The 25611-nt window shown below is 72.0% G+C and carries 39 protein-coding genes; 31 read left to right on the forward strand and 8 right to left on the reverse strand.

Features of this window, described 5'->3' with window-relative positions; all coding sequences use genetic code 11:
- Positions 1-59 precede the first annotated feature (59 nt).
- Together rfaE2 and KBX43_RS11165 are read left to right on the forward strand one after the other, a co-directional pair.
- Positions 60-1925: a D-glycero-beta-D-manno-heptose 1-phosphate adenylyltransferase gene (gene rfaE2, locus KBX43_RS11160; RefSeq protein ID WP_247677320.1), complete on the forward strand. Its 1866-nt coding sequence runs from the start codon at positions 60-62 to the stop codon at positions 1923-1925.
- Positions 1922-2794, forward strand: coding sequence for a glycosyltransferase family 2 protein (locus KBX43_RS11165; protein WP_113972171.1), 873 nt, complete (start codon positions 1922-1924; stop codon positions 2792-2794). Before rfaE2 ends, KBX43_RS11165 begins: the two co-directional genes overlap by 4 nt.
- On the opposite strand, the gene KBX43_RS11170 is transcribed toward KBX43_RS11165, so the two are convergent.
- From KBX43_RS11170 to KBX43_RS11180, 3 genes are read right to left on the reverse strand one after another with little or no spacing between them, the layout of a single operon-like run.
- On the reverse strand, positions 2769-3929 hold the full coding sequence (locus KBX43_RS11170; RefSeq protein WP_113972172.1) for a glycosyltransferase family 9 protein: 1161 nt from the start codon (positions 3927-3929) through the stop codon (positions 2769-2771). The two genes, KBX43_RS11165 and KBX43_RS11170, sit on opposite strands and share 26 nt — an antisense overlap.
- A gap of 7 nt (positions 3930-3936) precedes the next feature.
- The gene (locus KBX43_RS11175) at positions 3937-4473 is read right to left on the reverse strand and encodes an Hsp20/alpha crystallin family protein (protein ID WP_043327210.1); all 537 of its coding nucleotides are present in this window, start codon (positions 4471-4473) and stop codon (positions 3937-3939) included.
- On the reverse strand, positions 4470-4976 hold the full coding sequence (locus tag KBX43_RS11180; protein WP_030503780.1) for a DUF2231 domain-containing protein: 507 nt from the start codon (positions 4974-4976) through the stop codon (positions 4470-4472). Before KBX43_RS11180 ends, KBX43_RS11175 begins: the two co-directional genes overlap by 4 nt.
- 167 nt (positions 4977-5143) lie before the next feature.
- On the opposite strand from KBX43_RS11180, the gene KBX43_RS11185 reads away from it, so the two are divergent.
- A complete protein-coding gene (locus KBX43_RS11185; RefSeq protein ID WP_030503779.1) occupies positions 5144-5764 on the forward strand; it encodes a pyridoxamine 5'-phosphate oxidase family protein in 621 nt (206 codons plus the stop codon).
- Positions 5765-5773: 9 nt separating this feature from the next.
- Here KBX43_RS11185 and KBX43_RS11190 read toward each other — a convergent pair whose 3' ends face one another.
- The gene (locus tag KBX43_RS11190; RefSeq protein ID WP_307851498.1) at positions 5774-6328 is read right to left on the reverse strand and encodes a DUF3592 domain-containing protein; all 555 of its coding nucleotides are present in this window, start codon (positions 6326-6328) and stop codon (positions 5774-5776) included.
- Between the two features lie 63 nt (positions 6329-6391).
- Between KBX43_RS11190 and KBX43_RS11195 the strand changes: the two genes are divergently transcribed.
- A complete protein-coding gene (locus KBX43_RS11195) occupies positions 6392-7216 on the forward strand; it encodes a TrmH family RNA methyltransferase (RefSeq protein ID WP_069088074.1) in 825 nt (274 codons plus the stop codon).
- 15 nt (positions 7217-7231) lie between these two features.
- Here the strand turns inward: KBX43_RS11195 and KBX43_RS11200 are convergent, their stop codons facing one another.
- Positions 7232-7594 carry a helix-turn-helix domain-containing protein gene (locus KBX43_RS11200; protein WP_043327213.1) on the reverse strand — a complete coding sequence of 121 codons (363 nt, stop codon included), beginning with the start codon at positions 7592-7594 and terminating at the stop codon, positions 7232-7234.
- 97 nt (positions 7595-7691) lie between these two features.
- Here KBX43_RS11200 and KBX43_RS11205 point away from each other — a divergent pair, with 97 nt between their 5' ends.
- The 6 genes from KBX43_RS11205 to KBX43_RS11230 all read left to right on the forward strand — a co-directional run bounded on the left by KBX43_RS11205 (position 7692) and on the right by KBX43_RS11230 (position 12711).
- Complete coding sequence (locus tag KBX43_RS11205; protein WP_210884276.1) at positions 7692-8573, forward strand: NAD(P)-dependent oxidoreductase; 882 nt, start codon at positions 7692-7694, stop codon at positions 8571-8573.
- Between the two features lie 102 nt (positions 8574-8675).
- Positions 8676-9347 carry a hypothetical protein gene (locus KBX43_RS11210; protein ID WP_052165854.1) on the forward strand — a complete coding sequence of 224 codons (672 nt, stop codon included), beginning with the start codon at positions 8676-8678 and terminating at the stop codon, positions 9345-9347.
- Between the two features lie 453 nt (positions 9348-9800).
- Positions 9801-10094, forward strand: a complete 294-nt coding sequence (locus KBX43_RS11215; RefSeq protein ID WP_210884278.1) for a hypothetical protein — start codon at positions 9801-9803, stop codon at positions 10092-10094.
- A gap of 117 nt (positions 10095-10211) precedes the next feature.
- On the forward strand, positions 10212-11327 hold the full coding sequence (locus tag KBX43_RS11220) for an acyltransferase (protein ID WP_210884279.1): 1116 nt from the start codon (positions 10212-10214) through the stop codon (positions 11325-11327).
- A 35-nt stretch (positions 11328-11362) separates the two neighbouring features.
- Entirely contained in the window at positions 11363-11932 is a 570-nt protein-coding gene (locus tag KBX43_RS11225) for an RNA polymerase sigma factor (protein ID WP_043327218.1), read from the forward strand.
- The gene (locus KBX43_RS11230; RefSeq protein ID WP_069088066.1) at positions 11929-12711 is read left to right on the forward strand and encodes a hypothetical protein; all 783 of its coding nucleotides are present in this window, start codon (positions 11929-11931) and stop codon (positions 12709-12711) included. Before KBX43_RS11225 ends, KBX43_RS11230 begins: the two co-directional genes overlap by 4 nt.
- A 44-nt stretch (positions 12712-12755) precedes the next feature.
- Here the strand turns inward: KBX43_RS11230 and KBX43_RS11235 are convergent, their stop codons facing one another.
- The 3 genes from KBX43_RS11235 to KBX43_RS11245 all read right to left on the reverse strand — a co-directional run bounded on the left by KBX43_RS11235 (position 12756) and on the right by KBX43_RS11245 (position 14977).
- Positions 12756-13076: a hypothetical protein gene (locus KBX43_RS11235; protein WP_030503768.1), complete on the reverse strand. Its 321-nt coding sequence runs from the start codon at positions 13074-13076 to the stop codon at positions 12756-12758.
- 276 nt (positions 13077-13352) lie between these two features.
- Entirely contained in the window at positions 13353-14570 is a 1218-nt protein-coding gene (locus tag KBX43_RS11240; protein ID WP_210884280.1) for a tyrosine-type recombinase/integrase, read from the reverse strand.
- Complete coding sequence (locus tag KBX43_RS11245; protein ID WP_247677321.1) at positions 14570-14977, reverse strand: helix-turn-helix transcriptional regulator; 408 nt, start codon at positions 14975-14977, stop codon at positions 14570-14572. Before KBX43_RS11245 ends, KBX43_RS11240 begins: the two co-directional genes overlap by 1 nt.
- 301 nt (positions 14978-15278) lie before the next feature.
- Between KBX43_RS11245 and KBX43_RS11250 the strand changes: the two genes are divergently transcribed.
- The 21 genes from KBX43_RS11250 (at position 15279) to KBX43_RS11340 (ending at position 25506) form a co-directional block, all read left to right on the forward strand.
- The gene (locus tag KBX43_RS11250) at positions 15279-15476 is read left to right on the forward strand and encodes a hypothetical protein (protein ID WP_247677322.1); all 198 of its coding nucleotides are present in this window, start codon (positions 15279-15281) and stop codon (positions 15474-15476) included.
- Entirely contained in the window at positions 15473-15607 is a 135-nt protein-coding gene (locus tag KBX43_RS31865; protein ID WP_282100975.1) for a hypothetical protein, read from the forward strand. Before KBX43_RS11250 ends, KBX43_RS31865 begins: the two co-directional genes overlap by 4 nt.
- Entirely contained in the window at positions 15604-15930 is a 327-nt protein-coding gene (locus KBX43_RS11255; protein ID WP_210884283.1) for a hypothetical protein, read from the forward strand. The genes KBX43_RS31865 and KBX43_RS11255 overlap by 4 nt, the downstream gene beginning before the upstream one ends.
- A 146-nt stretch (positions 15931-16076) precedes the next feature.
- On the forward strand, positions 16077-16634 hold the full coding sequence (locus tag KBX43_RS11260) for a hypothetical protein (RefSeq protein ID WP_210884284.1): 558 nt from the start codon (positions 16077-16079) through the stop codon (positions 16632-16634).
- 169 nt (positions 16635-16803) lie between these two features.
- Positions 16804-17220: a hypothetical protein gene (locus KBX43_RS11265; protein ID WP_210884286.1), complete on the forward strand. Its 417-nt coding sequence runs from the start codon at positions 16804-16806 to the stop codon at positions 17218-17220.
- On the forward strand, positions 17217-17531 hold the full coding sequence (locus tag KBX43_RS11270; protein WP_210884288.1) for a LuxR C-terminal-related transcriptional regulator: 315 nt from the start codon (positions 17217-17219) through the stop codon (positions 17529-17531). Before KBX43_RS11265 ends, KBX43_RS11270 begins: the two co-directional genes overlap by 4 nt.
- On the forward strand, positions 17528-18079 hold the full coding sequence (locus KBX43_RS11275; RefSeq protein ID WP_210884290.1) for a hypothetical protein: 552 nt from the start codon (positions 17528-17530) through the stop codon (positions 18077-18079). The genes KBX43_RS11270 and KBX43_RS11275 overlap by 4 nt, the downstream gene beginning before the upstream one ends.
- Complete coding sequence (locus tag KBX43_RS11280) at positions 18076-18927, forward strand: hypothetical protein (protein ID WP_210884292.1); 852 nt, start codon at positions 18076-18078, stop codon at positions 18925-18927. The genes KBX43_RS11275 and KBX43_RS11280 overlap by 4 nt, the downstream gene beginning before the upstream one ends.
- On the forward strand, positions 18924-19253 hold the full coding sequence (locus KBX43_RS11285) for a hypothetical protein (RefSeq protein WP_210884293.1): 330 nt from the start codon (positions 18924-18926) through the stop codon (positions 19251-19253). The genes KBX43_RS11280 and KBX43_RS11285 overlap by 4 nt, the downstream gene beginning before the upstream one ends.
- On the forward strand, positions 19250-20065 hold the full coding sequence (locus tag KBX43_RS11290; protein ID WP_210884294.1) for an ERF family protein: 816 nt from the start codon (positions 19250-19252) through the stop codon (positions 20063-20065). The genes KBX43_RS11285 and KBX43_RS11290 overlap by 4 nt, the downstream gene beginning before the upstream one ends.
- Positions 20062-20280: a hypothetical protein gene (locus KBX43_RS11295; RefSeq protein ID WP_210884298.1), complete on the forward strand. Its 219-nt coding sequence runs from the start codon at positions 20062-20064 to the stop codon at positions 20278-20280. The genes KBX43_RS11290 and KBX43_RS11295 overlap by 4 nt, the downstream gene beginning before the upstream one ends.
- Entirely contained in the window at positions 20277-20810 is a 534-nt protein-coding gene (locus KBX43_RS11300; protein ID WP_210884300.1) for a hypothetical protein, read from the forward strand. Before KBX43_RS11295 ends, KBX43_RS11300 begins: the two co-directional genes overlap by 4 nt.
- Complete coding sequence (locus KBX43_RS11305) at positions 20807-21325, forward strand: hypothetical protein (protein WP_210884301.1); 519 nt, start codon at positions 20807-20809, stop codon at positions 21323-21325. The genes KBX43_RS11300 and KBX43_RS11305 overlap by 4 nt, the downstream gene beginning before the upstream one ends.
- A 234-nt stretch (positions 21326-21559) precedes the next feature.
- Positions 21560-21760: a hypothetical protein gene (locus KBX43_RS11310; protein ID WP_210884302.1), complete on the forward strand. Its 201-nt coding sequence runs from the start codon at positions 21560-21562 to the stop codon at positions 21758-21760.
- Between the two features lie 71 nt (positions 21761-21831).
- Complete coding sequence (locus tag KBX43_RS11315) at positions 21832-21996, forward strand: hypothetical protein (protein WP_210884303.1); 165 nt, start codon at positions 21832-21834, stop codon at positions 21994-21996.
- On the forward strand, positions 21993-22118 hold the full coding sequence (locus KBX43_RS31870; RefSeq protein ID WP_260032145.1) for a hypothetical protein: 126 nt from the start codon (positions 21993-21995) through the stop codon (positions 22116-22118). Before KBX43_RS11315 ends, KBX43_RS31870 begins: the two co-directional genes overlap by 4 nt.
- The gene (locus KBX43_RS11320; RefSeq protein ID WP_210884304.1) at positions 22115-23188 is read left to right on the forward strand and encodes a hypothetical protein; all 1074 of its coding nucleotides are present in this window, start codon (positions 22115-22117) and stop codon (positions 23186-23188) included. The genes KBX43_RS31870 and KBX43_RS11320 overlap by 4 nt, the downstream gene beginning before the upstream one ends.
- Positions 23185-23478 carry a hypothetical protein gene (locus KBX43_RS11325; RefSeq protein ID WP_210884306.1) on the forward strand — a complete coding sequence of 98 codons (294 nt, stop codon included), beginning with the start codon at positions 23185-23187 and terminating at the stop codon, positions 23476-23478. Before KBX43_RS11320 ends, KBX43_RS11325 begins: the two co-directional genes overlap by 4 nt.
- Positions 23479-23558: 80 nt before the next feature.
- Entirely contained in the window at positions 23559-23807 is a 249-nt protein-coding gene (locus tag KBX43_RS11330) for a hypothetical protein (protein WP_210884308.1), read from the forward strand.
- Positions 23804-23968: a hypothetical protein gene (locus KBX43_RS11335; RefSeq protein ID WP_210884310.1), complete on the forward strand. Its 165-nt coding sequence runs from the start codon at positions 23804-23806 to the stop codon at positions 23966-23968. Before KBX43_RS11330 ends, KBX43_RS11335 begins: the two co-directional genes overlap by 4 nt.
- Positions 23965-25506: a DnaB-like helicase N-terminal domain-containing protein gene (locus tag KBX43_RS11340; protein ID WP_210884312.1), complete on the forward strand. Its 1542-nt coding sequence runs from the start codon at positions 23965-23967 to the stop codon at positions 25504-25506. The genes KBX43_RS11335 and KBX43_RS11340 overlap by 4 nt, the downstream gene beginning before the upstream one ends.
- Positions 25507-25611: the final 105 nt, after the last annotated feature.

The raw sequence follows: 25611 nt of genomic DNA on the forward strand, positions 1-25611 counted from the left end.
GGCGCACCGGGTGGCCCGCGTCGCGTTTGGCCCGACGGCGCGGGGGGATCCGCAGAGGCATGGCAGGAGCAGCAGCGGAAGAGCGCCGGCTGGCCACCGTGGTGGCGAGCTGGCAGCAGCGTCCCGTGCTGGTCGTCGGGGACGCCATGCTGGACGAGTGGCGGTTCGCCGAGTCGGAGCGGCTCTGCCGCGAGGCGCCCGCGCCGGTCCTCACCCTGCGGCGGCGGATCTCCGCGGCCGGGGGCGCCGCCAACACGGCGGTCAACGTGGCGGCGCTCGGTGGACGGGCGGCGCTCGTCGCCCCGGTCGGCGCCGACGTGGCCGGTGACGAGCTGCACGACTGCCTGGACCGCGCCGCGGTCTGGGACCGTACGGTGAGCCAGCCCGGCCGGCCCACGCCGGTGAAGCGGCGGATGCTCGCCGGCAACCAGATCCTGCTCCGGGAGGACTCCGGCGGCCCGGAGGACGCGCTGGACGACGACGGGGTGGCACGGCTGCTGACCGCCCTGCACTGCGCCACCGAGGAGCTGCGCGCGGTGGCCCCGGGACAGCCGCTCACGCTCGTGGTCTGCGACTACGGCCTGGGCGCCCTGCCCTCGGCGGTACGCGCCTGGCTGGTCGCCAACCGGGACCGCTACGGCACCGTGGCGCTGGACGCGCACGACCTGGCCGACTGGCGTGGACTGAACCCGACTGTGGTGACGCCGAGCTTCGCCGAGGCCACCCGGCTGCTGGCCCGCGCCGCCGCCGGTTTCGCACACGGCGAGCGCAACGCCGTACCCAATGGGGGTGACCTGCACCTGGACCACCCGGCGGAGGCCGACGGCCCGTCCGAGCTGATGGTCGGCGCGGCGCCCGGCGGGTCCGGCGACCGCGCGCCGGGCAGCCCGCACCCGACCTCGGGCGCGCCCGCCGCAGCGACGACCGGCGGCTCGACCGGCCCGACCGGCGAGCCGACGCCCGGCGAGGAGCGGGTGGCGCTCACCGGGGACGGGCTGAGCGTCACCGGCACCGGCGTGACGGTGAGCGCGACCGCCGGCACCGGCGTAGACCGGGCTGTGCTGGCCGAGTCGCGCCTGCCCGAGCTGCGCGAGCACACCGGCGCGGACGTGGTGGCGGTGACCCTGGACACCGAGGGCGCGGTGGTCGGCGGCGCCGAGGGCGAGCCCCGGCGCAGCCACAGCACCCCGGTCCCGGCCAGTCACGCGGTGGGCGCCGGGGACGCGTACCTGGCGGCCATGACGCTGGCGCTCGCCGCCGACGCCGGCCTGCCCACCGCCGCCCAGCTCGCGCAGCTCGCCGCCACCATCACGGTCGCCGACACCGGCACCTGCGTGTGCCGCCGCGAGGACCTCCTCGCCGCGCTCGGCACCGGCCCGGACGACGGCGGGCACCCGGCGCTGGTCGGCGCCGACGAACTGGCCGCGCTGGTGGACGAGCACCGGCAGGCCGGGCGGTCGGTGGTGTTCACAAACGGCTGCTTCGACGTGCTGCACCCGGGGCACGTCCGCTACCTGACTCAGGCCCGCGCGCTCGGTGACCTGCTGATCGTGGCGGTCAACTCGGACGGCAGCGTCCGCCGGCTCAAGGGCGCGGACCGGCCGGTCAACCCGGTCGAGGACCGGATCGCGCTGCTGGCGGCGCTGGCCTGCGTCGACCACGTGGTGGTCTTTGAGGAGGACTCCCCGGCCCGGCTGATCGAGGCGGTCCGGCCGGACGTCTACGTCAAGGGCGGCGACTACCCGCCGGAGATGGTGCCGGAGGCGCCGCTGGTGCGGCGGCTGGGCGGGCAGGTACGCACGCTCGGGTACGTGCCGGACCGCTCCACCTCGGCGATCATCGACCGGATCCGCGCCCAGTCGCTCATGAGCGAACGCACCGAGCGGAGCGAGGACAGCCCCGTGGGCGAAGGCAGGCCGGCGTGACCCGACCGCTCGACCCGGGCACGCCCGGGCAGTTCCGGCAGCGCCGCCGCCTCGACGTGCTCATTCCCACCCGCAATCGGCCCGCCGAACTGGCTGTCACGCTGTCCGGGCTGGCCGCGCAGGAGGGCGTACCCGGGTTCGGGGTGGTGGTCAGCGACCAGTCCGACGGCGAGCCCGCGTACGCGCACCCGGCCGCCGCCACCATGGTCCGGGCGCTGCGGCACCGGGGGCATCCGGTGCTGCTGACCCGGCGGCTGCCCCGTCGCGGCCTGGCCGAACACCGGTGCTACCTGCTGGCCCAGTCGGCCGCCGACGCGGTGCTCTGCCTCGACGACGACGTGTGGCTGGAGCCGGGCACGCTGTCCCGGCTGATGACCGCGCTGGACGAGCTGGGCTGCGGGTTCGTCGGCAACGCGGTGCACGGGCTCTCCTACGCCGACGACGTCCGCCCGGAGACGCACCAGCACTACGAGGAGTGGGCCGGACGGCCGGTACCGGAACGGATCATGCCGGGCACGCCGGAGTGGCATCGGGCGTCGATCCACCCGGCCGCGAACCTGCTGCACGTCACCGAGAAGCTGAACCTGCCGCCCGGGCAGTGGCGGGCGTACAAGGTCTCCTGGATCGGCGGCTGCGTGCTCTACGACCGGGCGAAGCTGGTCGAGGCCGGTGGCTTCGACTTCTGGGAGCGGCTGCCCGACCGGCACCAGGGCGAGGACGTCGCCGCCCAGCTCGCCGTGCTGGAGCGCCACGGCGGCGCCGGTGTGCTGCCCAGCGGGGCCTACCACCTGGAGTCGCCGACCACAGTCACCGAGCGGGACGTGGAGGCGTGGGAAGTGGTGCTCAGCGAGTCGACGGCGGAGGTGTGAGCAGCTCGCGGGCCGCCTCGATCACCTCGGCCGCCGGCACGTCGGCCACGAACGACACCCGGTGCGGGCACTCCCCGTCGCCGGGCCGGTGCGGGTAGATCCCGGGTGTGCAGTCGACGCCGCAGACCGGGCAGTGGGTGGTCCAGGCGGCGATCGGGCGGTGCCGCCCACGCAGCGGCGACGCCCCGTTGATCAGGTTGCCGACCCAGAACACCCCGACGGTCGGCGCGCCCACGGCGGCGGCCAGGTGCAGCGGGCCGGTGTCGTTGGAGACCACGAGCGCGCAGTCCGCGTACGCGGCGGCCAGCGCGCCGAGGCTGAGCGTGCCGACCTGCGGACGCACCGGCACGCCGGCCGCCGCCACCACAGCGTCCACCGTCTCCTGCTCGGCGGGGGTGCCGGTGACAAGCACCTCGTACCCGTCTCCGGCGAGCGCGCGGGCGACCTCGGCGAAGCATTCCGGCGGCCAGCGCCGCCGCGTGTCGGTGGCGCCGGGGTGCAGCGCCACCCGGGGCCGGGTGGGCGGGCCGAGCACGGCGGCGGCCTCGGCCCGGTCGGCGGCGGTGACCGCCAGCGACGGGGTGATCGTGGTGGCGGGCGCGCCGACCAGCGCGGCGACCTCCAGGTAGCGGATCACCTCGTGCTGGTAGTAGACGTAGCGCAGCCAGCGGTCGAGCGGCGGCGCGCCCTCGGCCCGCAGGCCGGCGGTGACCCGCGCGCCGAGGCCCGCCACCAGCGGGTTGGAGTTCGCGCCACCGCCGTGCACCTGCAACGCCAGGTCGAACCGCTCGGCGCGGGCCGCGGCCAGGAAGCCCGGCACGTCGCCCGGCGACTCGCCCGGGCCCGGATCGCGGATGCCGGGCGCTGCCGGCACCACCAGCACCCGGTCCACCGGGCCGGGCCGGTCGCGCCAGAGCGCCGCGTGCCACGGCGCGCCGAGCAGCACGATCTCCGCCGACGGGTACGCCGACCGCAGCGCGTCCAGCGCCGGCAGCACGAAGATGAAGTCGCCGAGCGCGTTGGCGCGCAGCACGGCGATCCGCTCGACGTCGGGCACACGCTCGCCGACCGGGCCGAGCAGCGACGGCTCCGGGTCGCGGCGCGGCGGGTCGGAGTCACCCGACGGGCTGGTCACGCGGCCCCTACGGCCTGTCGATCTCGTCGAGCGCGGTGTCCGGGTGGTGCAGCTCCCGGTCCGCGGCCGGGTCGGCCGGCATCGGCGTACGGTCGACGCCCGCGCGCGGGCCGGTGCGGCCGACGGTGATGGTGCGCGGCGCGGGCCGGGCCGCCCGGGGCAACCGCACCCGGAGCAGGCCGTGGTCCATCACCGCGTCGATCCGGTCCGGGTCCACCCGGGACGGCAGGTCGACGCGGTACTCGAAGCCACGCGTGGTGAACCCGCCCGGGATGCCGTGGTCGGCGTTCACCTCGGCTTCCGACCGGGCGCGTACGCACAGCTCCCGGTCGTCCAGCTCGACGGCCACCTCCTCCGGCGCCACACCGGGGAGCCGGACGACCACCTCCCAGCCGTCCGCCGTCTCGGCCAGATCCACGTCCTGGCTGCCGGAGCGTCCGCCGACCAGCCGGCTCAGCTCGGAGCGCAGCGACTGGAGCTCGCCCATCGGGTCCCAGCCCTGCTGGCGGCCACGCCAGCCCCGTCCGCTGCCCTGTTCCGTCATCGCGCGTCTCCGATCCGCTGGGTCGCCGAGGGGGGTCGCAGCGAGCTGGGCGCGTTGAGATCGTGCTCCGGGTCGACGCCGACGCCGAGGCGGTCCACCAGTTCACCACCGAGCCACGCGCTGACGCCGAGGATCGCCAGGGCGACCACCTCGATGGCGACGAGCGCGCCCCCGGCCGCCCGCGAGTCGGCGTTGAGCCGGACCACCCAGACCGCGGCGAACAGCAGAATCACCGCCACGTTGGCGGCGGCGTGGGTGACACCGACCCGCTTGGCGCGGGTGCCGGCCGGCAGGGCGAGCAGGTCGAACGCCCCGGCCGCCGCGGCCAGCAGGCCGCCGATCAGACCGACGGTGATGTTCCAGTACGCGACTTCGGCCAGGAAGCCGGGCCCGCCCACGGTGTCCACCACGTCGAAGATCACGGCGGTCACGAAGAGCGCCACCGGAAACATCACGAGCATCGGGTGCACGGGATGGCCGAGCACCTTGAGCCGGCTCTCCATCTCGGCCTCCATCCGTCACGTCCGGCCGCACGCTGCGAACCGGTCCCTACCCGCCGGCCCCGGGGGCAAACCCGACACTCGACGCGCTCTCCTAGGCTGACCATGGCGGAACGCGGCCCGTCGCGGGCCGGAACCGTCGTGACGATCAACGGACGGGGGAGGAAGACGTGACGACCCGGGAGATCACCAGCGAGGCCGAACTACGCGAGCTGATCGGCACGCCGATGCCGCGCGCTGCCGCCAAGGACCGCCGTACGCTGCACGAACGCGACCGGGAGTGGCTCGCCGCGTCACCGTTCTGCCTGATCGCCACCGCCGGCGCGGACGGCACCTGCGACGTCTCCCCCAAGGGTGACCCGCCCGGCTTCGCGCTGGTGCTCGACGACACCACGATCGCGATTCCGGAGCGGCCCGGCAACCGGCGGGCCGACGGCTACCGCAACATCCTGGCCAACCCGCACGTCGGGTTGATCTTCCTGATTCCCGGCCGCACCGACACGCTGCGGATCAACGGGCGCGCCCGGCTGATCGCCGACGCGCCGTGGTTCGCCGACATGGAGGTCAAGGGCCACCGGCCGGTGCTGGCCGTCGAGGTCGCGATCGAGCAGATCTTCTACCACTGCGCGAAGGCGTTCCTGCGCTCCGAGCTGTGGCAGCCGGAGACCTGGCAGCCGGACGTGCTGCCGACGCGGGCCCGGCTGATCAAAGAGGTGGAGGCCCCGGCGGAGAGCCTGGCCGACCTGGAACGCCACTACGGCCCGGCGTACCTGGAGACCCTGTACCGCTGAGTCCCGTGGTCAGGGCCGGACGTTGCGCTTGCGCTTGCCCCGGCCCACGTACCCGCGACCGCCCGTCGCCGGCTCCACCCGGCGCGGCCGGTCGCGGCGCGGCGGGGTGGCACGCCGACGCCTGATACCGGACAGGGCCAGCACCACCCCGACGCCCAGGGCGGCCAGCCCGACCACGCCGAGGACGCCCTGCACCCGGCCGCGGTGGCCGCTGAGCTGACCGAAGTCGGTGACGAAGTCACCCGGGTCCGCCGGGTTCACCCAGATCGACACCTCCGCTCCGGCGGCCCGGCACACCTCGAAGCAGGCCACCTCCTGCGCGTGCGTCCGGCCGTCCACCTCGTAGCTGAAGTACATGGTGCTCGACGAGGGACTCCGGTTGCCGCCGCTCTCCGTCACCTGGTCGACGACGACCGCCCGCGCGGGCGTACCCCGCTCGCGCAGCGTCACCGCCCAGTCGTCCAGCTCCATCTGGGTGTGGAACGGCAGCCACAGCAACGCGCCGCCGCCGACCACCAGCAGTACGCACGCGAGGCGGATCAGGAACGACCGGCGGATGATCACCCGGCCATCGTCGCCGGGGCCCGCAACCCCGGGACCGGCACCGGATGGGGTTGAATCGGCTGCGTGGCGAAGACCTTGACGATCACCACCCGGAACGCGAGCTTCCAGCAGTGGCAGGCGCTGCTGACCAACCGCAACAAGCGCCAGCGTGCCGGGGAGTTCCTGGTCCAGGGGGTACGCCCGATCACCGTCGCCCTGGAACAGGGCTGGGAGATCCGGGCGCTGCTGTACCCGGACCGGCAACAGTTGTCCCGCTGGTGCCGGGAACTGCTCGACCGCACCGACGCCCGGCGGGTGGCCCTCGCGCCCGAGCTGATGCGGGAACTCAGCGGCAAGGAGGAGGAGTCCCCCGAACTGCTGGCCGTGGTGGCGCAGCCCGATGACGACCTGGCCCGCATCCCGGTCGGGCCCGACATGCTCGTGGTGGTCTTCGACCGCCCCAAGACCCCGGGCAACATCGGCACGCTGATCCGGTCCGCCGACGCCTTCGGCGCGTCCGGCGTGGTGGTCACCGGTCACGCCGCCGACCCGTACGACCCGAAGGCGGTACGGGCCAGCACCGGGTCGCTGTTCGCCGTACCGGCCGTGCGCGTCCCCAGCCACCACGCCGTCCTCGACTGGGTCGCCGCGGTGCGGAAGGCGGGACCACAGATCCAGATCATCGGTACGGACGAACACGGCGACGTGGACGTAGCGGAGCACGACCTGACCGGGCCCACTCTCCTGCTCGTCGGCAACGAGACGCACGGACTCAGCAAGGGCTGGCAGGAGGCGGCCGACCGGATCGTACGCATTCCGATCGTCGGTGCGGCGAGTTCGCTGAACGCGGCGGCGGCCGGGACGGTGGCGCTGTACGAGGCCGCCCGCCAGCGCGCGAAGCAGCGGTGACGCCTCGGCTCGCTGCTACGAGGCGGCCGTGCCGGTTGCGGTCCTCGACGGCCGCTCGCGTCCCCACGCGGCCAGCGGTTCGAGCGCATCGTTGAGGCGTACGCCGTCCTCGGTCAGCGAGTACTCGACGCGGGGCGGCACCTCGTCGTAGGAGACCCGGTGCACGACGCCGTCCGCCTCCATCTCGCGCAGGTGGGCGGCCAGCACCTTCTCGGTGATCCCCGGCAGCAGCCGGCGCAACTCGCCGAAGCGGCGGTACGGGTGCTCGTGGAGTGCCCAGAGGATCAGCACCTTCCACTTGCCCCCGATCACCTCCATCGCGGCGTCGATCCCGCAGACATGGCCGTCCGGTGCGCCCGGCCGGTTCAACGTCGTCATGCCCCCGCCCTTCCGACCTGCTCGCTCACCTCAGGGTAACCACCTACTCCGAAGTGCGTACTTGATCGCCTGCGGGCCTGCGACCAGCCTTTTCGGCATGGCACCCGACACTGTGGAGAAGACGCCCGTGACGCTGCTGGGCCTCGGCGCGATGGGCGCCGCGCTGGCCCGCGCCTGGCTCGCCGCCGGACACCCGCTCACCGTCTGGAACCGCACCCCGGCCCGCGCCGCGGCGATCTCCGCCGAGGGAGCGACGGTCGCGAACAGCGCCGCCGAGGCCGTCGCCGCGAGCACCCTTGTCGTCGTCTGCCTGCTGGACGACACCTCGGTCGAGGAGGTGCTGGCCGGCGCCGACCTGGCCGGCAGGGACCTGGTCAACCTGACCACGGGTACGCCCGCCCAGGCCCGCGCCCGAGCCGACTGGGCCCGCGAGCGCGGGGCCCGCTACCTCGACGGCGGAATCATGGCCGTCCCTCCGATGATCGGCGTGCCGAACGCCGGCGGCTACGTCTTCTACAGCGGCTCCCGCGAACTGTTCGAACGGCACCAGGAGACGCTCGCCGTCCCGGCCGGCACCACCTACGTCGGCCGGGATGCGGGCTTCGCCGCCCTGCACGACGTGGCCCTGCTCAGCGCCATGTACGGCATGTTCGCCGGGGCAGCGCACGCTTTCGCCCTGATCCGCCGGGAGGACATCGACCCCGCGTCGCTGGCCCCGCTGCTCGCCGACTGGCTCGTCGCGATGGCCCCGACCGTTCACCAGACCGCCGACCAACTGCGCAGCGGCGACTACACGAAGGGCGTCGTCTCCAATCTCGCCATGCAGGTGGCCGGCACGCCGACGTTCCTGCGCACCGCGGCAGAGCAGGGCGTCAGCCAGGAACTGCTCAGCCCCTACTTCGAGCTGATGCGCCGCCGCCTGGCCGAGGGCAGCGGCGAGGAGGACCTGACGGGCGTCATCGACCTGCTGGCGCACTGACCGCCGCGGACCGAGACAACCCACGTGGACCGCCGATACGCCGATGGTGATCCCGGCTGTTCCCCTGATGAGAATTCCCAGCGACGCAATGACGATCGTCCGATGCGACAGAAGCATCCGCAGCGCGTACCCGATCGCGCCGGCCCGACCGGCGGCGAGGGCAAGGTGCCGGTCGCCCGCTGGCGGCGCGTCCTGGCGGTTCTCGCGCCGGTGATCGCGGCGGTGCTCGGCGCCGCGATGGCCACGCAGTGGGAGGTCGGCGGCGGCCGAGCCGTCACCTCCCTACCCGCTCCGTCGCGATGGATGGCCGAGAACCTGCCGTTGTTCGACGGTGGGGAGCCGGCGTGGATCTGGCGCGGGCCCTTCTTCGTGTCCGTGCTGCTGGCGCTGCCGCTCGTCTGGACGGTCACCGGCCACGCCACCGCGATGCCCCGCCGCCTCACGAGGTACGGGCTCCTCACCGCAGGCATCGCGATCGGCCTGGAATACAGCACCCCCGGGTACGGGTGGTTGTTCGACCTCGTGGCCCTGTTGACGGCGCTGGTGGGCACCGTCTGGTGTGGGCTGCAGGGGCTGCGTCGCGGCGTGCTGCCGCGCCGCGTCGCATGGGCGCTCGTCGCGGCACTGCCGTTGACGCCACCAGCCGGCTTCCTCACGTTCTGGTACCTGCCGCCCGGCCTGACCATGGGCTTGTTGCTGGCCTGGGCCGCTGCCGCCGTCTTGTCCGGCTCCCCCGCACCATCACTTGGAGGTGTACGTGGCTCTGTTCGGTGACGACCTGGACGCCGTCGCCAACCGGCTGGGCGAGGCGGTCGCAACGCGGGATGCGGATTGGATGCGGGCCGCTCACCTCGGGCTCGTGGGTCTGCGTGGGGTTGCTCTGACCGGCCAACTGCGGCGCACCGTAACAGGCGCTTACGACATGGGTCGGGTGCCGTCAGCGCCTGCGGCTTTCCTTGGCTGTACGGATGGCTGTAGAGCCATCGGCCGCCGCAACGATCCGCCGACACGTTGTCGCTCCCTACCCGTAGCCTGCCCGGCAGAGTCCGTACGACGGAGGGTGCGTTGTCTGCTGTCGCGTCACTGACCCTGGTTCCCAGGAGAAGCATCCCCGAGTTGGCCCACCTCGCCCGCACATCATCGTCGTCACTCGGCTCCTACCTCGCCGAACACGGACGCGAGCCGCGGGAGGAGTACGACTGGTCCGGGTACTGCATGCTGCACGTCTTGAGCTATCTGGAGGAGCGCGACGTCGACCTGGAGCAGTCGGAGTTCGATGCCGAGTCGGCGGCCATCAACAAGGTGCACGACCTGACCGTGCTCATCACTCCCGCACACAAGCGGTTCCTGGATCAGCTCGACCCCGCCGGGCACCGCGAGGAGGAGTTGGCCGCCCACTTCGAGGAAATGGGACTGGACTTCGAGGAGAGCGGCACGGCCGGTTTGGATGGGCTGAGGCTGTTGCGCGACAGCATCTCCGAACTCCGCGACGACCAGGTGTTGCTGCTGCACATCGGCTGAGGCCAGAGGCGCCAGATCCGGTCGAACCACCCGTGACGGTGATCACCTGTAGCACTTGACGCGGTGCTGCACATGTCTGTCCTGGATGCAGTCGTGTGTCCAGGACAGGAGCAGAGTATGACGACCGTGGTGCTCGACCGCGCGCCGACGCCGCCGCCCGTCAGCAGCCCTCCCGGGCGGGCGCCCCGGTTGTACGTGCTGGACGGGTTGCGGCTGATCTGTGCTCTTGCGGTGGCCGGATACCACTTCGGCGACTCATGGAGGTTGGACGGCGTGCGCCCGCCGGCATACTTCCTGCCGGACGCGGCACCGGTGCTGATCTATGGCTTCCTCGGAGTCGAGACGTTCTTTCTGATCAGCGGATTTGTGATCCTCATGAGCGGCTGGGGGCGTACCGTTCGCGAGTTCGCTGCCTCCCGCGTCGCGCGACTCTATCCGGCGTTCTGGGTGTGTGTGCTGACCACGACAGCCGTGGCGGCAGTGCTGCCGATCAGTGGCGGGCTGCCTTTCCCACCTCTGCCGGACGGGTGGGGCGTGCTGGTCAACCTGACCATGTTGGCGGAGCCCCTCAACACGCCGCTTGTCGACACCGTGTACTGGACCCTCTGGATCGAGCTCCGGTTCTATCTGATCGCGGCGTGCATTCTTGCGGCCAAGCCGACCGAGCGGGGAGTAAAAATATTCGCTGCCGTGTGGCTGGCAGTCGCCGTGGTCATGCCCGTCTTCCGGGGTGCCGCCCTGGACGAGGTCGTGATGTCCGACTTCGCGCCGTACTTCATCGCCGGAATCACCCTGTTCCTGCTTCGCCGCAACCGATCCGATCCATGGCTGTGGGTGCTGCTACTCGCCACGTGGCTGGTCAGCCTGCAGCGCGTGTACGGGCGGACCCTGGAGTTGAAGCCCGGCTTCGAGGTGCCCGTCTGGCCGGCACCGGTACTGCTCACCGGGGTGTACCTTCTGATGCTCGTCATCGCGCTCGGCTACACCGACCGGGTGAGAATGCGCTGGCTGGCCATTGCGGGTGCCATCAGCTACCCCTTCTACCTCTTGCACCCGCGCATTGGATACAGCGTGATCCGCAACGTGTACGAGGAAGCCAACCTTCCCGCGTCGATACTGATCGGCGGCACCGTGCTTGGGCTGCTGGCGGCAGCCTGGCTTGTCCATCGCTTCGTCGAGCGCCCACTCGCACCCTTGATCCGCGGCTTCGTATTGGACCGGCGACGACTATGAGCACCAGACGCCACGCGCCGAACACGAGGAAGGGTGTGGATCCGACGACCGCGGAGGCCGATTCCGCCTTCCGCGAGCTGTTCGAGGCCGCGTATGACGATTTGCTGCTCTTCGTCGAACGCCGTGCACACCTCGCCGTTGCCGAAGACGTGGTCGCCGAGACGTTCTTGATAGCGTGGCGCCGCTTGGACGAAGTACCGAAGTCACTCGGCGAGGCCCGCGCCTGGCTGTTCACCGTCGCCCGCAATGTTCTGCACAATCGGCAGCGCAGCGACCAGCGGCAGCAGAGCCTCGCGCTTCGCGTCCTCCAGGAACCCGATGCTCCGAGCAGCGCCGAGGCCGACCTCGCGGCTACCCGCGTCGACCTGGTGAAGGCTTGGCAGCGCCTGTCATCGGCCGATCAGGAAGTGCTGACGCTGACCGCGATCGAAGACCTCACCGGGCCGCAGGCAGCACACGTACTGGGCATTTCCCGGCCCGCGTTCAGTTTGCGCCTGCTGCGCGCCCGTCGCCGCCTGCGTCAGCATCTTGGTCAGCGGCCGATCAGCGAACCCACAAACGTCCCTGCACCGGCCGGCCCTTCACGACGCGGAGGCTCCGCATGACCCACGACGACGTCCTCGCCCGGACAATCCGCTCTGCCGCCGTCCCGGTGCCCGCACGCGTCGCGCAGGAACCCGCGCGAGAATTGCTCGAGCGGATCGTCGCCACTGATCGGCGACCGCGCCCGGCACCAGCGCGCACACCGCACCGTCGGCCTCGCCTGGCGATCGCCGGCGCGGCCGGAGCGCTCGCCGCCGCTGTCGCCTTCACCCTGACATTTCTCAACGCTGGTCCCGCGTTTGCGTCGTGGACGCCCGAGCCGAGTCCGATCTCGGATACCGAGGCACGCGACATCGCCGGCAAATGCCTGCCTGCCCAGGACGCGAGCGTCGCAAGGGTGGTCATCGGTGAAAAACGCGGCGAGTACGCGTACGTGAACGCCGTGTCGCCGGCTGGAAGCCAGACATGCTTCCGCGATCGCAACGGGGACGTGACGAATACCAGCATCCTGACCGTGCTGACCAGCACCGAGCGGCTCGGCGCCGGGGGTGTCGAGCTGTACTCGTGGGGTCAGCTACGCACCGACGAAGGCTACGTCCGGATCATGGCGGGACACGTCGGCTCACAGGTGACGAGCGTGGAGATCAACTTGCGGACCGAGGATGGCGATTCGTCACGGACGGCGCGGGCAACCGTTCGCGACGGTTACTTCGGCGCCTGGTACCCCGAAGGCCTCGATGAGTCGAGCAGCAACACCACCACACTGACCGTCCGCCTCGCAGACGGCAGCGCGGTGATCCTGTCCGCCCGCGAACTGTACGAACAACCGAAGCTGGACTGAGGGTGGCTCGGCAGGCCCCGCCCGCCCACGTGCTGGCCGGTTTGCTACCGATCAGTGACGGGCTCATCACGCCACCGGAAGCGCGCCTCGTCCCCTTCGATGACCAAGATGAACCATGGCACCTCGCGCCCGGTCGGGTCAGTCATCGTCACGGCCGGATAGATGGCCTCGTGCGCCTGGCGCAATGCCTCAACATCCCCGGAGTTCACGGCCTCGATCCATGCCGCGAAAATCGGTCGCAGTGGTCGGAAAGCAGGCTCTGGCCGAAAGCGGCCGCGGATCCAGGGGAAGTCGAGCTCCCGCTCATCGACCTCACCGACCAACTCGCTGCGGTGGTGCACCCGCCAGACCCTGCCCACCTTCATTCCGGCAGCGTAGGCCGCGCTGCCGCCAACCACTCCTCTTCCGGAAGCCCATCTCCGTCGAAGGGCGCTGTTGTCCGCCCCGGAAACGGCGAATCCCAGGCCGATGACCTGGGATTCTGTACCGAGCCGCCTGACGGAATCGAACCGTCGACCTACGCATTACGAGTTTGCGGCCTATCCCTGAACCACACTGAACGTGCCTGCATGCGGGCGGTTGCGTCAGTCTCATTCAGTGTCATTCAGAGTGGTTCAGTACACGGAACCGTACACGGTTGATCATGCGCCAGCCTGGCCGAACAGGTGCCCGCCGATCCGCTTCACCGCGTCCTTCATCAACTCCTGCGCGCCCTGCGTGTACCCGTCCGTCGTCCGGATGTCCCGGTGCCCGAGCAGCTCCTTGACCACCTTGATGTCCACGCCCTGGGCCAGCAGCATCATCGCCGCCGAGTGCCGCATGATGTGCAACTTCCGGTGCGGCACTCCGGCCTCTTGCAGAATCGACACCCACTCGTCGTAATCGTCGCGCGGGTCCAACAGCCGACCGTCCTCGGTGACGAATACCGCCCCGTTCTCGTTCCATTTCCCGCCGTACTTCATGCGCTCTTTCACTTGCGCTTTCCGATGCGCCCGGAAGGCGGGCAGCAATTCCGGGGGAATCGGAACCGTGCGCCGCGACTTCCCTTTCGTCTTCACGAATTGCAGGCCACCGCCGGACCGCTTCGGGCATTCCGCGCCCCGTTTCCGGCCACACGTTCCGCCGCAGCCGTGCTCATAGATCCGGCGACGCAGCTGCCACCACACGTGAATGAGTCCGGCGTCCAGGTCGACCAGGTCCTGCCCGTCCACCTGCCAGCGCAGCCCGATCGCCTCGCCCTGCCGCAGGCCGAGCGCGAACGCCACCGACCAGCGCGGCCCGTTCCGGCGCCGCTGCGCCACCTCGAGGACGCGCCGGGTGTACGTCTCGGCCAGGCCCTCGACCTTCGCCGGGTCGACCGACGGCGCGTCGATCAGGCTGGCGACGTTGCGCACCACGTGGCCGCGGCGCAGCGCCTCCTTCAGCGCGCGGGACAGGATCCGGTGCACCTTCAGCTGGTGCGACGGGGCCTTCCCCGCCTTCGCCATCGCGCTGTAGATCGCGTCCAGGTGCTCCGGCGTGAGCCGGTCCAGGCGGCGGCCGCCGTGGTCCGGGTACACCCAGTTGCGCATCTTGCTGCGGTAGTCGTAGACGGTGCCCGGGTTGCAGCGGCGCGGCGCGATCGTGTCCAGGTAGTGCTCCATCCACTGCTGGACGGTCATCTTCCCGGCCTTCGGTACGGCGCCCGCGGTGCGGAGCTGGTCGAGCAGCTCGTCCGCCGCGTCCTCGGCCTCCCGCTGCGTGGGCCGGGAGATGTGCCGCTGGTCGGGGCGCCCGTTCGGCTTGGTGCCGACCGTCACCCACACGTGCCAGTAGCCGTCCTTGCCCTCGCGCGCGGTGGGCCGGCGGCGGCGCGCCATCAGTCGCCCGCCTCGGTGCGGGTGGCCCGGGACAGCATGCGGATCGTGTGCCGGATGGCCTGCTTCTCGGACTCGGGGACGGCCGGGTCGCGCAGGATCCGGCCGAGGCGGCGCAGGTCCGGGTCCTCGGTGGGCTCCGGCTCGGGTTCGCGGGTCCGGTCGGAGATGCCGAGGGCTGCTGCGGCGGCGGAGGTGGGGATGTCCAGGCCGGCGCAGAACGCGGCGACCTTCTCCCACCGGGGCAGGCCGCCTTCGGTGGTCTGCCAGCGGTGGAACGTGGACGGGGGGATGCCGGTGGCGGCCTTGATGTCGGTGTCGGTCATGCCGCGGCTGCGCGCTTCGCGGAGCGCGCGGGAGACGAAGGCGGCGAAGCGGGCGCGGGCGACGGCGGGCGGGACGGTAGTCACGCGGTCAGTGTCGGTCCGATTCGTCGGACGGTTGTCGCGCGGTCGGGAGCGCTCCGACCTGCGGTAGTGCCGCCAGGGGTGGCGGTCGAGGGTGTGGGTTGCCGCCGTTCGCGGGCGGTAGCAACGACTCATGTCTATGACTGTAGGCGTCCGTGTTCAGTCGAACATCATCCGAACGTATGACGTGCTCCACTGAACAGGAGCGTGTAGCGTCACTCCTATGAATCGGAGCGAGGTCGTTCAGACTCCATCACGCCGGAGTGAGCAGATCCCCGGCCGGCTCGCCTACAGCGTGCCGGAGGTGGCAGTCCTGCTCGGCGGCGTGACGGAGCGGTACGTGTGGAAGCTGATCGACAACGGCAACGGGCCGCTGCGCTCGTTCGTCCTCGGCAAGCGCCGGGTCGTCTACTACGAGGACCTGGACGCCTTCATCCGGCAGCTGCGCGACGACGAGCTGCGCGCCCGCGAGGCAGCGGCCGGTACGGCGGACGCGGCATGAGCACGCGGGGCAGCGGCAACAACTCCGGCGGCGGCGCCGGCACCGGGTCGGGCAACGGTCCCGGCTCCGGGTCCGGGTCGACGAACACCGGCGGCGGCGCGGGCACCCACCCGAAGGTCGGTCAGCGGTGACCGCGCTGGCTCGCGACATGACCGCCGTCGCCCGCACCCACCCCGCCGGCCGAGTCGCGCTCGCGCTCATGTGGTTCGGCGCGCTCATCGCCACCTGCGGGTTGGCGCAGCTGCACATCTACCTGCGCCGGTATCCGCTCATCGAGACTCCGGCCGTCTGGTCGGAGCCCGCGCCGGCATCGTCGACGTCCGCCGGCGCGGGCCGTCACTTCCATCCGCTGTCGCGAGCGGGTGGATCGGCCCCGGTCGCCGGGCCGGTTGTCCACAGCACGACCCCCGCTGTGGATGGCGCACGCGCGGTGTTTCGCGGCTCCGCGCCGTAGGCGACCAGGCCGGGACGGCGGTCCCAATGGTCCCCCCGACCTTCCTCCGCCGCCGTCCCGGCCGCCCCGCGACAGACAACGAAAGCGGGCCGCCCCTCGCCGGACGGCCCGCACGCCATGACCCACCGCAGCAGAGGAGTAGGTCAATGACTGGCCAGCAGAGTACCAACCCCCGCGAGTTCCGGGCCGTCGAGAAGCTCACCAGCGGCGACCACGTCAACTACGCCGCCGACCACGTCAGCGACGTCGTGACCTGGCAGGTCGGGCACGCCGCTGCGTACACCGACGCGAACACGATCCCGATGGTGGCGGTGACGCTGATCCCGCCGGGCGGCGGGGAGCCGGTGCTGGTCCGGGAGCGGCGCGGGGTGACGCTGCCGGTGTCCACCGAGGCGGAGATCGCCGACGCCCGGGCCGAGGGCCGTCGGCTGGCGCTGGCCGCCGCGCTGCACCAGCTGGCCTCCGACATCGTGCGGAACCGGCTGCCGCTGACCGGCTACCACTTCCGCGTGTCTGCCGGGCACCTGGACTCGCAGGCCGAGGTGCAGCGGTGGGCGGAGTACCTCGGCGTCGAGGTCGGGCGGAGCGGCGCCTCCAAGGACATCGCGGTGGCGAACTCCAGCCGGCCGATCGCGGAAGACCTGTCCTTCGACGTCCACGCGCAGGGCAACGCGGACCCGGAGCCCGCCCCGGCCGAGGCGTGACCGTGTTCCCCGCCGCGGCGCCCACCCCGGACGCGGGGCACCCCGCGAACTGCGCCTGCCCGCCGTGCACCGAGCGGCTTCTCACCGTCATCCGCCGGCCGCTGGTGCAGCCGGTGCCCCGCGTCGATCCGGCGCTCGACCGCCGTCGCGCTAAGTCCAAGGAGTCCTGATGCAGATCATCGACCTTTCCGCCGCGCTGGCCGGTCTCGGCGCGATCGCGCTCGGCCTCGGTGGCCTGTTCGCGTTCGGCCGGGACCGTACCGCGGACCAGCACGACGTGTCCGACTACCTGTCCGACGCCCCCGCCCCGGCGCCGGTGGTCGATCGGCCCGGCCTGGCCCCGGCGCGCCGGGACTGGCCGCTGGTCGACGTCGACTCCCGGCCGGCCGGGCGGCGGTCGCTGCGGCCGGGTGCGCTGCTGGCCCTGGCGGACCCGGCGGACAGCGCGGTGACGCCGCTGTTGGCGCGTCGGCTGCTGGTGGAGCAGGCGGTGCCGTCGCTGTCCGACGCGGCGGTGCGGGGGATCGCGGATGAGTGGCTGCGGGAGATCGCCGAAGAGCAGCGTGCCCTGGCCGGTGCTCGGTGATCCGCTCCGCCGCCGAGATCCTCGCCGGCGTCAACCACGCCGACGACCCGGCCCCTGTCCCGCAGCCGCAGCAGCCCGCACCGGCCCGCCCGAACCTCGACCCCATCGACCGGTACGTCCTCGCCCTGGTCGCCGACGGACACACCTACACCGCCATCGGACGGCAGATCGGCAAGGGCAAGTCCGCCACCACGATGCACCTCGCCCGCCTCTACAAGCGGCTCGGCGCACGCAACGCGCCGCACGCCGTCGCTATCGCCATCCGCGCCGGGCTGCTGCCCGCGCCTGACCCTGGAGCCCACCAGCAGTGAAGGCCACCGACACCGAACGCGCCTACTACGCGTACCTCCGCCAGGGCGAATGGTGGGTGCCGAAGAAGCCGCGCCCGCCGATCCTGATCGCCGACATGGACCCCGAGTGGCGGCACAACGCTGCCCGGTTCCTGATGCGCCGCGCGCCGATGCTTGCGTTCCTGTACCTCGGGGGCGAGATCGCCGCGATGACCGCCCCGGTGTGGGGTGACGTCGTCGGCGAGGACAACGGCCGACCCGTCCTCGGCCGTCGGACGTTCAGCGAGCTCGACCTGATGTCAGACGCAGCACTGGACGCGTTCGACGAGCACTCCGACGCGGCGATGCGCGACCCGGAGGGCTGGCTGCGGACGACCGCCCTGTACCGGGCGCTGGTTGCCGGCCTGCCGACCGAAGGCCCCGACGCGGAACAGCTCGCCGAGCGGGCCCGGCACTGGTCGACGTGCCCGGCCCGCACCGGCTCCGGCGACTGCCGCTGTGAACAGATCCGCGAAAGCTGCGTCGGCCAGCCGCCGGCCTCGGATGAGAAGGAACCCCACAAGCAGTGAGAATCGAGAAGCGGACCCGAGGCCGCAACCACTCCTACTACGACCTCGACACCGGCAGCAAGATCGACGGCGTCACCACCATCAACGGCAACGGCCTGCCCAAGCCCGCCCTCATCAACTGGGCCGGCGACGCCACCGCCGAGTACGCCGTCGACAACTGGGACGAGCTGTCCAAGCTGCCCACGTCCGAGCGGCTCAAGAAGATCAAGGGCGGCCGGTACGAGAAGCGCGACGCCGCCGCCGCGAAGGGCAGCACCATCCACAAGCTGGCCGAGCGGCTCATCGCCGGGGAGCGCGTCACCATCCCCGACGGCCTGGAGGGCTACGTCCGCTCCGCCGTCCGGTTCCTCGACGAGTTCGACCTGCGCGCGGTGCACGTCGAGGCGGTCGTCTACTCCGAGGCCCGCCGGCACGTCGGCACCCTCGACCTGATCGCGGACGTGCTGCTGCCGGACATGCCGGAGTACGAGCACATCCCCCGCGACGACGACGGCCGGTCGCGGGGCCTGTTCGACTGGAAGACCGGCCGCAGCGGCATCTTCGGGGACGTCGCGCTTCAGCTCGCCCCCTACCGGTGGTCGGAGTACCTGGTGCTGCCCGGCGGTGAGGTCATCGACATGCCGGAGGTCGACTTCTGCGCCGGCATCCACCTCCGGACGGACGGCTACGACTGCCGGCCGCTGGACTGCGGGGAGGACACCTACCGGGATTTCCTGTACGTGAAGGAGGTCGCGCGGATCGTCGACGGGCTGCGGGACCTGGTCGGTGAGTCGATCGTGCCGCCGACCGCCTCGCAGTACGTGCTGACGGTGGCCGGCAGCGAGGGTCCGGACGGGATGGAGCCGTGACCGCCCGTCGGAAGCCCCGCCAGATCAGCATCGACGAGATCAGCCGGTGGTTCCCGCTCGACCAGGCGTCGTACTGGTTCGGTGAGACGTGGTGCCCGGCCGTGGACCGTCACGGCAGCGGCTACCGGATCCGCGTCGTGACGCAGGACGACACCACGGTGACGAAGTTCGACTACTTCGAGCTGGACGCCGACGGGGTCATCACCACCGCGCCGCGCGGCTACGCGAAGGACTTCAAGCCCGGCCAGGTGTTCGACGTGGCGGCCGCGGTCGAGCGGTTCGCGGCGCCGCAGCCGAACGCTCGCCGTATCGGTGGTGCGTGGTGACCGCCCCGAACACGCCGAGCCTGGCCGGTCTCGCCGCCGCCCTGGCCAAGGTCCAGGCCGAGCTGCCGAAGCTGGAGCGGGACCGCACCGTCGAGGTCGAGAAGAAGGCCGGCGGCACCTACTCCTACTCGTACGTCACTCTGGCGAACCTGTCCGATGCGATCCTGCCGCTGCTGGCCAAGCACGGCCTGTCCTTCGCGACGATGCCGGGCACCGGGTCGGACGGGAAGATGTGCCTGCGCTACCACCTGCTGCACGAGTCCGGGGAGTCGCTGACCGGGGAGTTCCCGATCTCTGGTGAGGGTGGCATCCAGATGATCGGTGGGCGGATCACGTACGCCCGCCGGTACTGCCTGGCCGCGCTGGTGGGTGTGGCGGCGGATGAGGACGACGAGTCGCGGCTGTCGGAGGATGGCCGTCCGGCTACGGCGCAGCGTGCCGCGGCCCGGCCGCGTCAGCAGCGGCAGTCGGAGCCGGCCGAGGGCGGGCAGACCGCGCAGCGTGCCGCCCGGCCGGCGGCCGCGTCCCGGGCTGCTCAGCCGCCGCTGCCCGGCGAGCAGTCCGACCAGCAGAGCGCCCGGTTCGCGGCCGGGGCGATCAACGACGCGCAGCAGCGGAAGCTCCACGCCTGCCTGCGGGAGGCCGGCATCGGCAGCCGCGACGAGGGCCTGGCCTACATCTCCGACGTGCTCGACAAGACGGTCAGCAGCACGAAGGAGCTGAGCCGGCAGGACGCGGCGCGGGTGATTGACCGGTTGGAGCGGTTCATCGCGCAGCAGGAGCCGCCGGTGGACGGCGGTGAGGGCCGGTGAAGCAGCGTCTCCGCTGGCGCATCGCCGGCCTGATCGACCGTCTGCCCGGCCAGTGCTGGTCCGGGCTGGTCGACTGGGTGCTCTACCGGTGGCGTGATGATCCGGACCTGCGTTCCGCGTTGCCGTGGCGGCCGGTCAGTGACATGTGCCGGCGGGACGTGGCCCGGTGCGGGTACTGCTACTGCGGGAAGCTCCGCCGGGACGGTGCCCGGTGAGCGCCCGGGTGGTCGGCCTCGACCTGTCGATGACCGGGACCGGGATCGCCTGGTGCGACGGCACGACGTACACCGTCAAGCCACGACAAGACGGCGACGCCCGGCTGTCGGAGATCCGGTCCGAGGTGGCCCGGGCCGTCGACGGTCGCCGCCTGGACCTGGTCGTCATCGAGGACCTGCCCATCAACGCGAAGGGGGCCGGGATCACCGGCATGGTCCACGGCGTCGTCCGTACGTGGCTGCGGGACCAGCTGGTGCCGTACGCGCTGGTTGTTCCGTCCTCGCTGAAGAAGTACGCGACCGGGAACGGCAACGCCAACAAGACCGACATGGCGTTGGCCGCGTACAAGCACGCCGCGCGCGAGTTCCGCGACGACAACCAGTGCGACGCGTGGTGGCTGCGGGAGATGGGCCTCGACCAGCTGGGCCTGCCGGTGGCGAAGTTGCCGGCCGCGCAGCGGGCGTCGCTGAAGGCCGTGAAGTGGCCCGGGCTGATCGGCCCGGGCATGACGAAGGAGTTGAGCCTGTGATCGCGATCAAGTTGGACGGGAAGCCGACCACCGCCGCCGGCGACAGCCTGTCCCGGTACGCGCAAGACCTGTACCGGCGACCCGGCATGACCCTCGTCGGCGTCGTCGAGCTGCGCCACGTCGAGCGCACCCAGCCCGCCCCGGACGAGGACAAGGAACCGGCGGTCAAGCTCCGCATCACCGCGTTGGAGATCGCCAACCCCGAGCAGGAGGACACGCTGCGGGACGCGCAGCGGGCCCTGTACCTGCACCGGAACGCGCAGGGAACGCTGGACGAGTCCGGGGACATCGAGCTGGCCGACCGGACGCTGAAGCTGACCGGCGGCCTGTTGCACGCGATCGAGGCGGCCCGGTACGAGGTCGCGGTGCGCGGGTGGGCGGACCACGCCCGCCGTGCGTTGGCGGTGAACGGGTCGACGGCGAACGAGTTGCGGGCGGAGTTGCGGAAGCTGGCGGACGGTCTGGAGCTGGTGCTGCGCGGCGAGCCCGCCGGGGACGGTGGCGAGCGTGGCTGAGCTGAGGACGACATCGATTCGCGTCCGGGTAGAGGTGGACGCACCCTGCCTCGCTCGGTTCGGTCGCAGGGGTTTCTACGCCGGGTGGCTGCTCGGGATCGGCCTCACGTGGGCTGGCATGACGTTCGACCTGCCGTGGTGGATGACCGGGCTGATTGCCATGGTGATTGGCTTCGCTGTCGGCTGGTCCACTGACCGACTCGCCACGCGGGCCGCGAAGCGCGGTGGCCGGTCGTGAGCCGGTTCTTCCGGGAGGCCGCCCCGCCGCCGCCCCACCCGGGTGCCGTCCGGCTGGCCCAGCTCACTGCCGCCCACGAGCAGGCCGTCGCGTACGTCGAGCGGGCTCTGGTCGCGAACCGCGGCAACACGGCGGTCACGGACGTGCTGCTCGACCTGCGGCTGCTGCTGCGTCCGCCCGAGCGGCCCACCCCGTGAGCATCGACCGCAGCGACGCCGCCGGCCCGGGAGGGCACGGCGGCGTCGCCCGTCAACAGGAGACATCGACCGTGGACGACCTCACCCCGCCGCTCGGCTGCGGGCACTGCGGGGTCAGTCAGCGCGAGCACTGCCAGCTCTGGCACCCCGGCGTCGGCTGGCACGGATGGGCCGAGCCGACCCGTGAGCAGATCAACCACCGAATGCGCCGCAACCGGGGCTTGCCGCTCCGATGACCGATCCGTACGTGCGGGCGGCGGTGATCCGACACCTGATCCCCCTGGTGATCCGCCGCCTGCGTACCCGACCGCTGCGGGCCGCTCTGCTCGCCGACCTGATCCGAAGGAAGAACCGATGACCGAGAAGCCGTACACCGACGCCGACGTCCAGCTGGTCGCCCGCACCCTCTGGGCGGAGTGCCGCGCGGACGGGCCGCCGACGGACACCTGCCGTGAGGACGCCCGGGCCGTGCTCGACATCCTGGCCCGCGCTGGTCGGCTGAAGCCGCCCACTACCGAGGCGCAGATCCGCGCCGGGGCCGACGCCCTGGTCCGGCTCCGCACCCTCGCGCCGAGCCTCTCGGAGCTGGACGCCGAGGACCAGGCGTTCTGGCGTCGCGACGCCGTCGCGGTGCTCGAGACGGCCGGCCAGCCGCCGAGCGACCTCGTCGACCGGCTCGCCGCCGCCCTCACCGCCGCGCTCGGCGCCCTCACCGCCGACCCCTCAGGCCGCTACCACACCAGCGGCTACATCCCCGCCACCGTCGTCGACGGGTGGCGGGCGCTGCTCGCCGAGCACGCCTGCCCCTGCCTGCCCGGCGCGCCCACCCACCGTCACGGCGAAGGCGGCTACGCCATCGAGCAACCCGACTGGGACCACCAGATCGTGTTCGCCGCCGACGGCGCCTGGACCATCGACACGCGCCACCCCGAGGCCTGCCCCGCCGCCCGGCCGTGCCTCGTCGAGCGGCTCGCGCAGGCGCAGATCCCCAGCCCGGCCTACCACGGCCTGCGCGGCCGATTCTGGTGCGCCGTCAACGACCTCGGCGACCGGTTCCTGATCGGCGACCGCGTCACCGACGGATCGGCCTGTTGCGTTTCCGAGCCCGCCAGCGATGACACCACCATGACCGCACCCACCATCACGATCGAGCGCCCCGACGACGAGCACATCGAGATCCACGTCAACGGCGAGGTGATCGCCAGCGCCAACCACGACGAGCACGGCTGGTCCGGCATGGACGCAGTGGAGCGCACCGCCCTGGCCGTCGCCCGCGCCTGCAGGGTACGCGTGGTCGGCGCCGAGGGATGCGACGTCTGCCAGGGCGACCCGGAGGAGTGCGGGCACCTGCAGGACGACGACGAGTGGCCGGACGACGAGGAGGGGCCCGAGGTCGTCACCGTCGAGCTGCCCGGGATCAGCCGATGACCACCGAGCCCCAGCACCCCGGCTACCTCGCGCTGCACGCCGCCACCGACGGCACGCTCCGCGCTGTCGTCGAGCACCACCAACCCAAGCCGGTCATGTCCTGGCACGACAAGGACCGCGTCGCGTACTGGCGGTGCCACGGATGCGACCCCGGCGACCACGCCGACGACAACGCCGACTGGCCGTGCAGCACCACCGAGCTGATCGCCGAGCAGTACCGCATCCCACTCGACCCGCGGCACTACGTCGTCGACGCGCCCCTGCTCAACCCGAACCGGAGCACCACGTGACCAACCCCCACGTCGGCTACCAAGCCAACACCAAAGCCGACTATGATCAACCCGACGTCGACGATGGAGCTCTGGTCCCAATGACCCGAGGCCCGCTCGACGACGCCACCTGGCGTACCGACCGCGCCCGCAAGGCCCGCGCCGCGCAGAACCAGCCCGGCCACCACCTCCGCCAAGTCCTCCGCGCCGGAGCAAGCCAGGACGATGCCCGGTGGGCCGTCCGGCTCGCCGCCGAACTGTCCCCGCTCACCGCCGAGCAGATCACCGCCGCCCGCAAGCTCGCCGCCGCGCTCCAGTGGGCCGCCGACCTGTCCGAGGACCCGGCATGAGGCGCCGCGCCTGGGGCGAGCACGGCTGCCGACGCTACGGCGGCTGCACCCCCGCCATGCGCTGCCGCGAGCACCGAGGCGACGCCACACCGGTCCGGGTCGCCGACCTGATCGCCCGCGCCCTCGCCCACACCACGCCACCAACGGCGGGCGCCCGGTGACCGACGACGACACCCCCACCGCGGCCGGCCCCGTCATCGAGGCCGAACGGTTCCTGCTCGGCACCGCCCTGACCGAAATCGACCACACCCCCGGCGCCGACGACCTCACCGTCACGGACTTCTACCTTCCGAGGCACGGGGCGATCTGGCGCGCCATCCTGGACGCCCGCGACGCCGGCGAACCCACCGACCCCGTCGCGGTCGGGCAGCGGCTGTCCAAGACGCAGGACCTCGCCCGCGTCGGCGGCATGCTGTACCTCGGCGAGCTGGCCGCCGCCGCGATGGGCCCCGGCACCATCGGCCACCACGCCGCGATCGTCCGCGCCGCGGCCCGCCGCCGCACCCGGGAACAGGTCCTCGCCCGCGTCGCCCGGCTCCTCGACCACGACGACGAATGGGATCTCCAGGCCCCGGAACTACTCGCGCAGCTCGCCAACCCCGACGCCGCGCGCGGCCAGCCCGGCGACCGCGACTCGTGGCAGCCCCTCGATCTCGGCCCGTACCTGCGCGGTGAGGTCGTCCGGCCGGAGCCCACCATCGGCGTGACCCGCCGCGACGGACTGCGGTTCATCTACCCCGGCAAGGAACACTCCGTCATCGGGGAGATGGAGGCCGGGAAGTCGTGGTTCGCGCTCGCCTGCGTCGCCGCCGAACTCGACCAGGGCCGCCCCGTCGTGTACGTGCACTTCGAGGAAGCCGACCCGTCCGACTCGGTGGAGCGCTTGCAGGCGCTCGGCTGCACCGACAGCCAGATCGCCGAGCTGTTCCGGTTCGTCGCCCCCGCCCGCCCCGTCACCGAGGCGCAGATCGCCCGGCTCCTTGAGGGCCGCCCGTCGCTGGTCATCCTCGACGGCGTCAACGAAGGCATGGCCATGCACGGCGCCGCGATCCGCGAAGAGGACGGCGTCGCCGCGTTCCGCCGCCTGCTGATCCGCCCGTTCATCAACGCCGGCGCCGCCGTCCTCTCGGCGGACCACGTGGTGAAGGACCGGGAGAACCGCGGCCGGTACGCGCTCGGCTCCATCCACAAGGGCAACGCCCTGTCCGGCGCGCTGATCCTGCTGGAGAACGCCGACCCGTTCGGCCGCAACGCCCGCGGCCGGTCCCACATCTACGTCACCAAGGACCGGCCCGGCCACCTGCGCCGCCACGGCCGCGGCACCAAGACGTCCGGCAAGACGTTCATGGGAGAGATGATCGTCGACGACACCCGCACCCACGTCAGCTACCTGGACCTGGCGATCCTGCCCCCCGCCGAACCGACCCCCACCGACGAGCAGAGCGAGCACGGGCCGCAGCTGGCCGACGCCGTGCACGACCTCATCGCCGGACAGCCCGACCAGACCGTCCCGTCGGAGCGGCAGCTGTTCGCGCTGCTGCGCGCGGCCGGCTGGCAGGTGCGGGAGAACGTCATCCGAGACGCCGTCGACGACCTCATCGTGGACCGGAGAGTGGCCGAGACGATCGGGAAGCGAGGGGCCAAGGGATACCGGGCCCTGACCGCTGCCCAAGATCAGAATTCGGAAGTGCTGCCGTGACTGCCCGTGCGACTGCTGCCCCGGGTGGGCGCGCCTCCGGCGCGACCCTACACCCGGCAGCAGTCACACGCGAACGGCACCGCTGCCCGGCAGCAGTGGGCAGCA

The organism is Micromonospora sp. C41 (assembly GCF_018070485.1).
GTDB lineage: Bacteria > Actinomycetota > Actinomycetes > Mycobacteriales > Micromonosporaceae > Micromonospora > Micromonospora chalcea.